This window comes from Arcobacter roscoffensis (assembly GCF_024267655.1).
GTDB classification, from domain to species: domain Bacteria; phylum Campylobacterota; class Campylobacteria; order Campylobacterales; family Arcobacteraceae; genus Arcobacter_B; species Arcobacter_B roscoffensis.
Window position 1 is genome coordinate 1003476 of sequence record NZ_CP100595.1, and the last position, 13204, is coordinate 1016679.

The window sequence follows — 13204 nt, forward strand, 5'->3', positions numbered from 1 at the left end:
TAATTAATGTTTGAACAAAAAAAAATAAAAGAGTTAGTGCTAACTTCACTGGTAACAGATGCATATTGTTTAGGAACACACTGGGTTTATGATGAAAAACAGTTATTGGATGATTCAATTAACTTTGAGAAGCTAAATAAACCCCTTTCTATTTGGCATAAAGAAAAAGTTGCAGGTGAGTTTACTCATTATGGCGATCAAACTTATTGGCTTTATGAATTTTTAAAAGATAAAGAAGAATTTAATGAAAATGATTTTCTAGAGTTTTGGACTAATAAAATGGCTGCTTATAATGGTTATATTGATGGTGCATCTAGAAATACTTTACAAAATATAAAAGATTCAGTAGTACCTAGTGGTTCAAACTCTAGCGATTTATCAATTGTTGGAAGAATTGCACCTTTATTAAAAGTTTCGAAAACAAAAGAAGAGTTTTTAGAAAATGTAGAAAAGTTTGTAAAATTAACACATAATTCATCAAAAGCTTTAAATGCTTCAAGATTTTTTGCAAAAGTCTTATTAAAAGTTTTAGATAAAAAAGATATTAAAGAAGCAATTATGAGTTTAAAAGATGAGTTTGATATATCTATTAAAAAGCATATTGAAAATGCAATAGATTCTAAAGATAAAGATACTTTCCAAGTAATTAGAGAGTTTGGTCCTGCTTGTGATGTAGATCAAGGTTTTGCTGGAACTATACATTTACTTTTAAAATATGACAGTTTAAAAGAAATGTTAATTGAAAATGCAAAAGCTGGTGGAGATTCTAGTGCTAGAGCTATGATAGCATCTATCATATTCATGGCAAATAATTCAATAAAACAAATACCAAATGATTGGTTAGCAATTAAAGTGGTAATAGATTAGGAGATTTATGAAAAAAACAGTATTAAATTTTTTCTCGGATAAATTGTATATAGAATTAGCAATAGCTTCAGTTTTATTTATTATTGCTTTATCTTTAGGCATGTTAATGGATTTTATTATTTATATGCTTTATTTTATTATATTTTTAGAAATTGTTAGAGCTGTAATTAATTATATAAGGGAGCAAAGGGTTGCTCTTACTCTTTTAGTTGATGCTTTTATAATTCTTGCTTTAAGAGAATTTATTGTAAATGTTGTAAAAGTTAATAAAGAAGAGTTAAATTCAATTGATGCAATATTCAGTAGTGCAGTTAATTATAATCTTCTAATTTTGTCAGGGGTTATTGTATTTTTACTTGTTGTTAGATATTTTTCAATTAAGACATCTCAAAAATATTTATTTACTAAAAGAATAAAAGAAGAGAAAAAACTTGATTAATGTAACTTATTGTTTTATATAGAATAATTAATAAATGTTATTCAAATATGCTCAAATATTAAAGTTATTTTAATTTAAAACAGAATATTATTAAAATAGAATAATGATTCTTCAAGGGGTTTAATAAGAGTTATTAGAGGATAGAAACTATTATTTAATATTTTTTATCAAAAGAAAAAAGGGGCGATTATGTTAAAATCTATATCCATTAAAGCTAAGCTTTTAATGATTGTAATTAGTTCAATTGTAGTAGTTTCAGTTGCAATGATTGTTCAATCAATTATTTCATTACAAGAAACATCTGAAACTGTGATTGAAAAGTTTAAGGCAGATGCATACAAATCAAAAGAAAAAGAGCTAGAAAACTATATTTCATTAGCTATAAAAACAGTTGAAACTTATCATGCAAGAACGGCAAAAGATAAAGTAAAAGCTGAGGTTCAAAGTTACCTAAAAGAACAAACTGGATTTATGTTATCTGTAATGGAAGGAACTTATAATCAATATAAGGGAAAAGTTTCAGATGATGAGTTAAAAGAATTAGTAAGAACAGCAGTAAAATCTACAAGATATGGTAAAACGGGTTATTTTTGGATGAATGACTTAGATGCAAATATAGTAATGCATCCAATTAAACCGCAACTTGATGGAAAAGATTTATCTCAGTTTAAAGATAAAGGTGGAAAAAGAATTTTCTTTGAGTTTGCAAAAGTTGCAAAACAAAAGGGTGAAGGTTTTGTAGATTATGTATGGCCTAAACCTGGATTTGAAGCTCCACAAGATAAAGTATCTTTTGTAAAATTATTTAAGCCATTTGGTTGGGTAGTTGGTACTGGTGAATATGTTGATGATGTTACATCAAGACTACAAAAAGAAGCTTTACAGGCAGTTGCTGATATGAGATATGGTAAAGATGGATACTACTGGATCAATGACTCTCATCCTAAAATGGTAATGCATCCTATAAAACCAAAACTGAATGGAAAAGATTTAACAAACAATGCCGATGCCACAGGAAAAAGACACTTTGTTGAAATGTCAAAGGTTGCAAATTCTTCAAAAGAGGGTGGATTAGTTAGTTACAAGTGGGATAGACCAGGAAAAGTTGGTGATCCTAGACTAAAATTCTCTTATGTTAAAAAATTTGAGCCATGGGATTGGATTATTGGAACAGGGGCATATGTAGATAATATTGAGTCAAAAATTGCTGAAATGGAAGCAAAAACTCAAGAGCAGATTTTAGATGTAATTATTAGAAACTGTATTATCATTTTCATAATTATGATTATTTTAGCATTTGTAATGGCAGTATTATCAAATAAAGCAATCTTTAAACCATTACAAGAGTTCCAAGATGGTTTATTAAATTTCTTCAAATATATCAACAAAGAAAAAAATGATGTTGATCATTTAGACGATAGCGCTAATGATGAGATTGGTAGAATGGCTAAGATTATTAATCAAAATGTTGTTAAAACAAAATCATTAGTTGAGCAAGATGCCGCACTTATTGAAGATGTGACAAGAGTTGTTGCAAATATCAAAGATGGATATTTAGATAGTAGAGTTGAAAAAACTACTCAAACAGAAGCCCTACAAATTTTACAAACTCAAATCAATGAGATGTTAGATAATCTAGAAACAAATATTGGTAGAGATACAAATATAATTTTAGATGTATTAGCAAAATATGGTCAATTAGACTTTAGAAATAATATTAAAAATGCTAATGGAAAAGTAGAAATTGCAATCAATGATTTATCAAAAATTATTAATGATATGTTAGCAGAAAACAAACAAAATGGTTTAACTCTTGATTCAAGTTCAGATGTTCTACTTCAAAATGTAGATAAATTAAATAAAAACTCTACAACAACAGCAGCAGCCTTAGAAGAAACAGCAGCAGCTTTAGAAGAGATTACAAGTACAATTATTAATAATACAGATAGTATTAGTATTATGGCAGCTAATTCAGAAGAGTTATCTAAATCTATTAATATAGGACAACAATTAGCAACGGGAACTGTTAAATCTATGGATGAAATTAATGATCAAACACAAGATATTGCAGAAGCAATTACAGTTATTGATCAAATTGCATTCCAAACAAATATCCTTTCACTAAACGCAGCAGTTGAAGCAGCTACAGCAGGTGAAGCTGGAAAAGGCTTTGCAGTAGTTGCACAAGAAGTAAGAAACCTTGCAGCAAGATCAGCAGAAGCTGCAAAAGAGATTAAAAATATTGTTGAAAAAGCAACAGAAAAAGCAAATGCTGGTAAAGATGGTGCGGATAAGATGATTAAAGGTTATGAGACTTTAAATCAAAGTATCTTAAAAACTACAGAATTAATTGCTACAATTACAGAAGCTTCAAAAGAACAAAGAGCAGGAATTGAGCAAATTAATGATGCAGTAACACAACTTGATCAACAAACACAACAAAATGTTGTTATTTCAAATACAACTCATAGTATTGCTTCTCAAACTGATGAGATAGCGAAACTTATCGTTCAACAAGCAGATGAAAAAGAGTTTATTGGAAAAGAAACAATAAAAAGTGAGGCTGTAAAGTTAAGTGAAAAAAGTTCAGAAGAAATTTTGGCAGAACTTAGAAATAAAACAAATTCAAAGAATTCATCTAAACCAAAACAGACGCAAAGTTATACTCAATCAGAATCAAAAACAAACACAAAACAATCATTCACAGATACAAGTAGTGATGATGAGTGGGAAAGCTTCTAAAAGAAGCTTTTCTCTCAACTTATTTAATTAGCTTATATCCTACACCTCTTAAATTTATTATCATTCCACTTTTTAGTTTTTGTTTCAATTTATGAATAACACTTCTCATACTTACAGTTTGCATCTCTTTAGAACTCCATACATATTCATGTATCATCTCATTTGTAACTGTATTATTTATATTTTTAGAAAAAAGAGTAAGAAGAAGTTTTTCTTTTACTGTTAAATCAATCTCATGTTTATGTTTATAAAGCCTTTGTTCTATTAAATCAAAAGAGAAATTATTACCTAAATCTTTTTGTAATTCGCTGGTTTTTTCTAAGTTTAAGTGGGATAAGTGATACTCAATTCTAAGATATAACTCTTCAAAATCAAAGGGTTTTTTTATATAATCATTACAACCAAGATTGTATGATTTCTTGATATTTTCAATATCAATTTTTGCACTAATCATAATAACAGGTGTATTTATATCTTTTTGTCTAATAAACTCTAAGGTTTTATGACCATCAAAGCCTAAGACATTTACATCTAAAATATATAAATCATAACTATCATTTAGTATTTTATCAACTGCTTTATATCCATCTATAAAGCTATCTATGAAAAAACCTTTTTTTTCAAGTGAGACTTTTATGATTTTATTTAGATTATGGTCATCTTCTAAAAGTAGTATTTTCATAAAACTTCCTTTATCATATTTTTTGGAAAAATATAAGAGAAACTTGTTTCTTCTTTACTTGAATTTATATCTATTTGTATTTGATTGTTTTTACAAATCTCTTTTACAATACTAAGCCCCAAGCCTAAACCAATATTTTTATCTTTTTGTTGATAATATGCTTTAAAAATAGAATCCTTATCTTCTATAATAATACCTTTATTTTTTATCTCTATTATTCCTTGATTTTTATAATCTAAAATAATTTCTATATCTTTATTTTCATATGAGTATTTTATTGCATTTGATATTGTATTATCAATTACTCTTTCAAGTTCATATCTATCCATAAAAAGTTCAAACTCTTTATCTATCTCTAAATGAATATGAAGATTTTTTGTTTTTGCTATCTCATCAAAAAATTGTATTCTTGAAGATAAAAAAGAGACTAAATCTATTTTTTCGCAAGACTTTTCTCTTGCTTTCTTTTTTGTTAAAAAGTACAAGTCATTATAAATTGAAGAGAGTGATTTGCTTGAGGCTTTTATAACTTCAAGTTGTTCTTTTTGTCCTATTTGCTCTTCTAAATTATCTACATTTAAAGAGATTACACTCAGAGGTGTGTTTATTTCATGAATAATTTTTTTTAGAAAAAAGTCTTGTTGATTTAATAGTTTTGAAATAGTTTGTTTATTTTCATATATTTCAAGTTGTGTTCTTATTCTTGCTTTTACTTCTTCTTGCTCAAAAGGTTTTGTAATATAATCAACCCCACCTTGCTCAAAAGCTTTAACTTTTATAGAAACATCATCTAAAGCACTTATAAAAATTATGGGTATATCTTTAAGTTTCTCATCTTGTTTTACTATCTTACAAACTTCAAAACCATCAATATTTGGCATTTTTATATCAAGTAGTATTAAATTTGGTGGCTTTTGTTTTGCTGATTCAATTGCAAATAGTGCATCAGGTGTTGCTTTTAATTCATACGTTTCATCTTTTAAAATCTCTTTTAAGTACTTTAAATTCTCAATTTTATCATCTATTATAAGTACTGTATATTTTCTATTCATGGTGATTACTCTTTTTGCTTTGGCTATTGTTACAATTATAAGCAAATAGATATAAAGATAGATTGAGGATTTTAGGTGAAATTAAAGAAACTTTTTATGTTGCTGTTTATTTTTAATACAGTTGCTTTTATAAGTATGGCAATTGTGATTAATAAATATCAAAAAGCAACCATTGATTTAGAAGATGCTTATGAAATGCAATACAAATCACTTATTCTAGCTCATGAGTTAAGGCAAAGTAGTGATGATTTAACACGAATGGCTAGAACCTATGTAATAACGGGAAATCCAATGTTTGAACAGCAGTATAAAACAGTTCTTGATATAAGAAATGGTTTAAAACCAAGACCTAAAAGATACAATGGTATTTTTTGGGATTTTCTCACAATAGATGGAAGTAAGGCTAAACTTGATGGGAAAAAAGTTCCTTTGAGAGAATTGATGAAAGAAGCAAACTTCCCAGATGAAGAGTTGAACTTACTTTTTACTTCACAAAATGAATCTGATGAACTAACAAGGCTAGAACATAAAGCAATGAATGCTGTAAAAGGTATTTTTGAAGATAAAAATGGAAACTATACTATAAAAGAAGAACCTAACTTCACACTAGCAAGACAGATTATGCACTCTAAAGAGTATCATGAAGCAAAAATAAGAATTATGAAACCTCTAGATACCTTCTACAGAGCCTTTGAAAATAGAACAAAACAAAAAGTTATTGAAGCTGCAAATGTAGTAAAACAACAAGAGTTAAATGTAAATGTGATTGTAGTTTTATCTATTCTTATATTTTTAACTTCCTTTTTTATAATTTTATTTAGAATAGTTTATCCCCTTGATTTACTTAGAAAAATCATGTTAAGACTATCACAAAATGATATGAGTGTAGAGCTTGAGAAAAATAAATATGAAGATGAAATAGGTGATATGATAGGAGCTGTTGAAATCTTTAAAGATAATACAACAAAACTTATAAGTAGTGAGGCAAAATTAAGAGTTGCTATTAGTGAAGCAAAAAGTGCAAACAAAGCAAAATCAATATTTTTAGCAAGAATGAGTCATGAATTAAGAACTCCTCTAAATGCTATATTAGGTTTTTCAAGCTTGCTTCAAAAATCAAAAAATATAAAAAAAGATGAAATTGAAAACCTAAATATTATTCATAAAAGTGGAAAACATCTTTTAAATATAATAAATGAAATATTAGAACTTTCAAAAATTGAAGCAGGGAAAATTGAAATACGAGCAGTAAGTTTTGATTTTTATGAGCTAATAAAAGAGATAGATTCAATTTTTAGTTTTAGATGTAAAACAAAAGATATTGATTTTAAGATAAAGCACCTATCAAGCCTACCTAAATATATAAAAGCAGATGAACAAAGACTAAAACAAATACTTATAAACTTACTTGGAAATTCATTAAAATTTACAGAAAAGAAAGGCTCTATTTTAGTAAATATCTATGAGAAGAATAAAAAGCTTTTTTTTGAAGTAAAAGATAGTGGTAAGGGTATAAAAAAAGAAGATATAAGAAAAATATTCAAACCATTTGAGCAAGTAAATGATGAAGAGTTCAAACAAAAAGGTACTGGACTTGGATTATCTATCACAAAAGAGCTAGTAAACTTAATGGGTGGAGATATTTATGTAAAAAGCCAAGTTAATATTGGAAGTCAATTTTTCTTTAGTATAGAGTATGAAAAAAGTATAGAAAAAAACTCAAAGTTAAATAGCATAGAACTTTTTTCAAAACAAGAAATAAAAGGTAAAAACAAAACTATCTTAGTAGTTGATGATATAAAAGTAAATAGGGATTTGATTTGTAAGATACTGCAAGAGTATGATTTTAAAACTTTTGAAGCAAGTAGTGGAAAGCAAGCTTTAGCTTTAATCTCAAAATATGAAATAGATTTAGTTTGTATGGATATTTTGATGAAGGATTTAAATGGTTTAGAAACCATGAAAATACTAAGAGAAGATTTAAATATAAAAATACCCATTATTGCAATCTCTGCAAACGTATATGAGGAAGATAAAACAAAAGCCTTAGATTGTGGAGCAAATGACTTTGTATGTAAACCAATAGATGAAAATGAACTTATTTCTAAAATATCGAAATATTTAAATCTATGTAATGAAACTAAAGCTCTTAGTACTGAAAACATAGAAGATAGTTTTATTAAAATATCTAAAACTTTTTTTGAACTATTAAAAAAATATAGCTTAGATATGAATGAAGATAAGATACTTGAACTTCTTGAAATCTATAAACTCTCAGAAAATCAAAAGGCTTATATAAAAGCTTTATTGAATGATTTTAACTACAGTAAAATAAATGACTTATGTATAAAATATATACACTAAGTCTTTATTTTTAATCTAAAAAACAACACTAAAACAACACTTCTTTTTTATACTTCTTTTTAGAAGTCAAGATGACTTGAATTAAAAAGGAGAATTCATGAAGAAAAGATTTGCAAAAGCCTTAGCTGCTTCGGCGTTGGTTAGTATGAGTTTAATGGCACAAGCTGCTGATACAATTAAAGTTGGTGTTTTACACTCTTTATCAGGAACGATGGCTATTAGTGAGACAACACTTAAAGATACAGTTTTAATGCTAATAGAAGAGCAAAATAAAAAAGGTGGACTACTAGGTAAAAAATTAGAGCCTGTAGTTGTTGACCCTGCTTCAAACTGGCCTTTATTTGCTGAAAAAATGAGAGGTCTTTTAACTAAAGATAAGGTAGATGTTACTTTTGGATGTTGGACATCAGTATCTAGAAAATCTGTTTTACCTGTGGTTGAAGAGTTAAATGGTTTATTATTTTATCCTGTTCAATATGAAGGGGAAGAATCTTCTAAAAATGTATTTTATACAGGTGCTGCGCCAAATCAGCAGGCAATTCCAGCAGTTGATTACTTAATGAATGAAGTTGGTGTTAAAAGATGGGTTTTAGCAGGAACTGACTATGTATATCCAAGAACAACAAACAAAATTTTAGAAGCATATTTGAAAGCAAAAGGGGTTGCTGCTTCAGATATTATGGTTAACTATACACCATTTGGTCACTCTGACTGGCAAAGTATTGTAAGTGATGTTAAGAAGTTTGGTAGTGCAGGGAAGAAAACAGCAGTTGTTTCTACAATCAATGGTGATGCAAATGTACCATTTTATAAAGAATTAGGAAACCAAGGTATTACTTCTGAAAATATTCCAGTAGTTGCTTTTTCTGTTGGGGAAGAAGAGTTATCAGGAATTGATACTAAACCTTTAGTTGGTCACTTAGCTGCATGGAACTACTTCCAAAGTGCTGAATCACAAGCTAATGATGAGTTTATATCTAAATGGAAAACATTTATCAAAGATGATAAAAGAGTTACAAATGACCCAATGGAAGCAACTTATATTGGATTTAATATGTGGGTAAAAGCTGTAGAAAAAGCAGGAACTACTAATGTTGATAAAGTAAGTGATGCAATGATTGGAATTGAAGTACCAAATCTTACAGGTGGAACTGCAAAAATGCTTAAAAATCACCACTTAACAAAACCTGTTTTAATTGGTGAAATTCAAGAAAATGGTCAGTTTGAAACTGTATGGGAAACTGACGGTGAAGTTGCAGGTGATGCATGGTCTGACTTTTTACCAGGAAGTAAAGACTTGATTTCTGACTGGACTAAACCAGTTAATTGTGGAAACTACAACACAAAAACTAATAAATGTATAGGTGCAAATTAATAAAAGTATGGAAGTTCTCTTCCATGCTTTTATAAAGAAAGGTTAATATGAATATTTTAAAAATAATATTACTTAATTTATTGCTAGTAAGTTTTACATATGCAAATACTTTAAAAGAAGATGCAAACTCTTTACTTACAAATAGTTTTAAAGGCAAAGAGAAAGCTATTAAAAGTTTAGCTTCAAAATACTCAGAAAATGACAATTTAGAGTTTCTTTTACAAAGAATGTTAGAGGGAAAACTTTACTACATAAAAAAAGATAAAACATTAGTTTTCTTAAAAGAAAAGATTCAAAGAGAGTATATAACTGTTGAGGTTTTCTCAAAAAAAACTTTAGAAAAGAAATCAAAATATGATTTCAAAAAAATTAAAATAAACAATAAATTAAGAAGTGTTATCAAAGAATCACTTGCTAAACTAAATCTTTTTTCAAAAAATGAAGACAAAAGACTTAAGTCAGCAAAAAATTTACTTAAAAACTTAGATATAAAAAGTCAAGCTTTAGTTTTAGAAGCTTTAAATAAAGAAAAAAGTAGTGATGTAAAAGAGGTTTTAGAAGAGATAAAAACAAATCTTGATGCAAAGTATGCTTCTTCATTAGATAAACAAATGGAAGCAACAAAAAAACTAGGAGAGTTTTTATCTTCTAAATCACTTCAAACATTAAATGAGATTAAAAATAGTAGTGAAGATAAAGTTTTAGTTCAAACTGCTCAAAAATCAATAAAAAGTATTGAATCAAGTAAATCTTTTTACTCTTTTATTGAAACTGCATTTTTTGGTTTAAGTATGGGGTCTGTTTTACTTTTAGCTGCAATTGGTTTAGCTATTACTTTTGGTGTTATGAAGGTTATTAATATGGCTCATGGTGAGCTTATTATGATTGGGGCATATACAACTTATACTATTCAGCAAATTATGCCAGGACTTATTGAGTACTCAGTTCTTATTGCTATTCCAGTTGCTTTTGTTGTAAGTGGTATTGTAGGGATTTTAATTGAAAGATTGGTTATTAGACATCTTTATGGAAGACCACTTGAAACACTTTTAGCAACATTTGGGGTTAGTTTGATTTTACAACAATTAGTTAGAACAATTTACTCTCCTTTAAATCAAGAAGTAAAAACACCATCTTGGATGAGTGGAGCTTGGGAAGTAAATAGTACGCTGTTTTTAACATACAACAGACTTTATATTATTATATTTGCCTTTGCTGTATTTTTAGCAATTTTATTTGTGATGAAAAAAACTTCACTTGGATTAAAAGTTAGAGCTGTTTCTCAAAACAGACCAATAGCAAGAGCTATGGGAATAAAATCGAACTATATTGATGCCTTAACATTTGGTATTGGTTCAGGTATAGCAGGTGTTGCAGGTGTTGCTTTATCTCAACTTACAAATGTAGGACCAAATCTAGGACAAGCTTATATAGTTGATAGTTTTATGGTAGTTGTATTTGGTGGAGTTGGTAACTTATGGGGTACGCTAATAGCAGCTCTTACACTTGGAGAGATAAATAAATTTATAGAACCAATTTCAGGAGCAGTTCTTGCTAAGGTTATTATTCTTGTGTTTATTATTTTATTTATACAAAAAAAGCCTAGAGGATTATTTCCTCAAAAGGGCAGAGATGTTGAGGATTAATTAGATGGAAAGAAAAGCATTAATATTAAAAATATTAGAAAATGACAAAGGAGGGAAGATAGTTCTTTCTTCTTTAGCTGTAGTAGTTTTTGTAGTTGCTTTTTGTAATTTATTTGTTCCAAGTGATTCGATATTTTACATCTCAACTTTTACAGTAACTATTTTAGGAAAGTATTTAGCCTTTGCACTTTTAGCCTTGGCTTTGGATTTAGTTTGGGGATATTTAGGAGTTTTAAGTCTTGGTCATGGGGCATTTTTTGCCCTTGGTGGTTATGCTTGGGCTATGTATCTTATGAGACAAATAGGTGATAGAGGTGTTTATGGAAACCCTGATTTACCTGATTTTATGGTTTTTATGAACCTAAAAGAGTTACCATGGTTTTGGCAAGGCTTTGATAATCCACTATTTGCTTTTTTAATGGTGATGTTAATTCCAGGTATCTTAGCTTTTGTTTTTGGATACTTAGCTTTTAAAAGTAGGGTTACAGGAGTTTATCTATCGATAATAACTCAAGCTTTAACTTATGCTTTAATGTTGGCATTTTTTAGAAATGATATGGGTTTTGGTGGAAACAATGGACTTACAGATTTTAAAGATATTTTAGGTTTTGATTTACAAGCTGATACAACAAGGGTTGCACTTTTAATCATCACTTTTTTAGCTTTAGTTTTAGGATATTTAGTTTGTAGATTTATTATAAATTCAAGACTTGGAAGAGTTGTTATCTCAATTAGAGATGCTGAAAGTAGAGTAAGATTTTTAGGATATAAAGTTGAGCAATATAAACTATTTATCTTTGTAGTATCAGCTGTTTTAGCTGCAATTGCAGGAGCTTTATATGTACCGCAAGTTGGGATTATAAACCCTGGTGTATTCTCTCCTTTATTTTCTATTGAGCTTGTGATCTGGGTTGCTATTGGAGGAAGAGGTACTTTATATGGTGCAATTATTGGAGCAATAGTTGTAAGTTTTGCAAGTACATATTTTACATCAGCTTTACCTGAGATTTGGTTATATGCTTTAGGTGCTTTATTTGTAATATCGACTTTATATTTACCAAAGGGAGTTGTGGGAGTATTTGCACAACTTAGCTCAAAACTAAAAAAGGCTTAAAATGAAACTATTAAAACATGAAAATGAACAAAATGTAGGTGATTTAAAAAAAGGAGATAGAATCCTTTTAGTTGATGGTGTAAGTGTTAGTTTTGATGGTTTCAAGGCTTTAAATAATCTAAGTTTTTCTATAAATTATGGTGAGCTTAGATGTATTATTGGTGCAAATGGTGCAGGAAAATCAACTATGATGGATGTAGTAACAGGAAAAACAAGACCAGATGAAGGTCATGTTGTTTTTGGTGAAGCTGTTGATTTACTTGGACTTAATGAGCCAACAATAGCTCAAATAGGTATTGGAAGAAAGTTCCAAAAACCAACTGTTTTTCAAAACAATACAGTTTTTGAAAACCTAGAACTTGCTATGAAAGAAGATAAAAGGTTTTTTAAAACTCTATTTTCAAAGTTAAGTGGTGAGCAAGAAGATAAAATTGATGAGACTTTAGGACTTATTGGACTTAAAGATTTAGTGCATAGGCAAGCAGGTATTTTATCACACGGGCAAAAGCAGTGGTTAGAAATAGGAATGTTAATCATGCAAGAACCAAAACTTCTACTTGTAGATGAACCAGTTGCAGGAATGACTCCCCAAGAAGTGGAAAATACAGCTGAAATTCTAACAAATTTAGCAAAAGATAATGCAGTTGTAGTCGTTGAGCATGATATGGAGTTTATTAGAAGTATCGCTAAAAAAGTTACAGTTTTACATGAGGGGTCTGTTTTAGCTGAGGGAAGCATGGATGCTATACAGAACAATGAGAAAGTAAGACAAGTATATTTGGGTGAATAGAACCCAAATATAAAGGCAAACTCGTTTGCCCCTTTAGGGTTTTGTTCACTTTTAACAATTTTTTATAAATTGTGTTAAAAAGTGTTATAGATAAAAAGGTCCCTGTTAAATTGGGACAATTTAATAGGAAAAA

Annotated in this window: 10 protein-coding genes; 8 read left to right on the plus strand and 2 right to left on the minus strand. The window is 28.6% G+C overall.

Annotated features, from left to right (window positions below):
- Positions 1-6 precede the first annotated feature (6 nt).
- The 3 genes from NJU99_RS04950 (at position 7) to NJU99_RS04960 (ending at position 4048) form a co-directional block, all read left to right on the plus strand.
- A complete protein-coding gene (locus NJU99_RS04950) occupies positions 7-867 on the plus strand; it encodes an ADP-ribosylglycohydrolase family protein (protein ID WP_254577618.1) in 861 nt (286 codons plus the stop codon).
- 7 nt (positions 868-874) lie between these two features.
- Positions 875-1306, plus strand: coding sequence for a hypothetical protein (locus tag NJU99_RS04955; protein WP_254577619.1), 432 nt, complete (start codon positions 875-877; stop codon positions 1304-1306).
- Between the two features lie 189 nt (positions 1307-1495).
- The gene (locus tag NJU99_RS04960) at positions 1496-4048 is read left to right on the plus strand and encodes a methyl-accepting chemotaxis protein (protein ID WP_254577620.1); all 2553 of its coding nucleotides are present in this window, start codon (positions 1496-1498) and stop codon (positions 4046-4048) included.
- 19 nt (positions 4049-4067) lie between these two features.
- Here NJU99_RS04960 and NJU99_RS04965 read toward each other — a convergent pair whose 3' ends face one another.
- On the minus strand, positions 4068-4730 hold the full coding sequence (locus NJU99_RS04965) for a response regulator transcription factor (RefSeq protein WP_254577621.1): 663 nt from the start codon (positions 4728-4730) through the stop codon (positions 4068-4070).
- Positions 4727-5782 carry a hybrid sensor histidine kinase/response regulator gene (locus tag NJU99_RS04970; RefSeq protein WP_254577622.1) on the minus strand — a complete coding sequence of 352 codons (1056 nt, stop codon included), beginning with the start codon at positions 5780-5782 and terminating at the stop codon, positions 4727-4729. The genes NJU99_RS04965 and NJU99_RS04970 overlap by 4 nt, the downstream gene beginning before the upstream one ends.
- A gap of 75 nt (positions 5783-5857) precedes the next feature.
- Here NJU99_RS04970 and NJU99_RS04975 point away from each other — a divergent pair, with 75 nt between their 5' ends.
- The 5 genes from NJU99_RS04975 to urtD all read left to right on the plus strand — a co-directional run bounded on the left by NJU99_RS04975 (position 5858) and on the right by urtD (position 13071).
- Positions 5858-8146 (plus strand): ATP-binding protein, encoded by a 2289-nt coding sequence (locus tag NJU99_RS04975; protein WP_254577623.1) that lies wholly within the window; start codon positions 5858-5860, stop codon positions 8144-8146.
- Between the two features lie 97 nt (positions 8147-8243).
- Positions 8244-9521, plus strand: coding sequence for an urea ABC transporter substrate-binding protein (urtA, locus tag NJU99_RS04980; RefSeq protein ID WP_254577624.1), 1278 nt, complete (start codon positions 8244-8246; stop codon positions 9519-9521).
- A 47-nt stretch (positions 9522-9568) separates the two neighbouring features.
- Positions 9569-11167: an urea ABC transporter permease subunit UrtB gene (urtB, locus tag NJU99_RS04985; protein ID WP_254577625.1), complete on the plus strand. Its 1599-nt coding sequence runs from the start codon at positions 9569-9571 to the stop codon at positions 11165-11167.
- A 4-nt stretch (positions 11168-11171) separates the two neighbouring features.
- Positions 11172-12281 carry an urea ABC transporter permease subunit UrtC gene (gene urtC / locus NJU99_RS04990; RefSeq protein WP_254577626.1) on the plus strand — a complete coding sequence of 370 codons (1110 nt, stop codon included), beginning with the start codon at positions 11172-11174 and terminating at the stop codon, positions 12279-12281.
- A gap of 1 nt (position 12282) precedes the next feature.
- A complete protein-coding gene (urtD, locus tag NJU99_RS04995; protein ID WP_254577627.1) occupies positions 12283-13071 on the plus strand; it encodes an urea ABC transporter ATP-binding protein UrtD in 789 nt (262 codons plus the stop codon).
- Positions 13072-13204: the final 133 nt, after the last annotated feature.

Excerpts from the sequence above, each read along its gene's own strand:
- NJU99_RS04950 (WP_254577618.1), top strand. The coding sequence starts at position 7 with ATGTTTGAACAAAAAAAAATAAAAGAGTTAGTGCTAACTTCACTGGTA.
- NJU99_RS04955 (WP_254577619.1), top strand. The coding sequence starts at position 875 with ATGAAAAAAACAGTATTAAATTTTTTCTCGGATAAATTGTATATAGAA.
- NJU99_RS04960 (WP_254577620.1), top strand. The coding sequence starts at position 1,496 with ATGTTAAAATCTATATCCATTAAAGCTAAGCTTTTAATGATTGTAATT.
- NJU99_RS04965 (WP_254577621.1), bottom strand. The coding sequence starts at position 4,730 with ATGAAAATACTACTTTTAGAAGATGACCATAATCTAAATAAAATCATA.
- NJU99_RS04970 (WP_254577622.1), bottom strand. The coding sequence starts at position 5,782 with ATGAATAGAAAATATACAGTACTTATAATAGATGATAAAATTGAGAAT.
- urtA (WP_254577624.1), top strand. The coding sequence starts at position 8,244 with ATGAAGAAAAGATTTGCAAAAGCCTTAGCTGCTTCGGCGTTGGTTAGT.
- urtB (WP_254577625.1), top strand. The coding sequence starts at position 9,569 with ATGAATATTTTAAAAATAATATTACTTAATTTATTGCTAGTAAGTTTT.
- urtC (WP_254577626.1), top strand. The coding sequence starts at position 11,172 with ATGGAAAGAAAAGCATTAATATTAAAAATATTAGAAAATGACAAAGGA.
- urtD (WP_254577627.1), top strand. The coding sequence starts at position 12,283 with ATGAAACTATTAAAACATGAAAATGAACAAAATGTAGGTGATTTAAAA.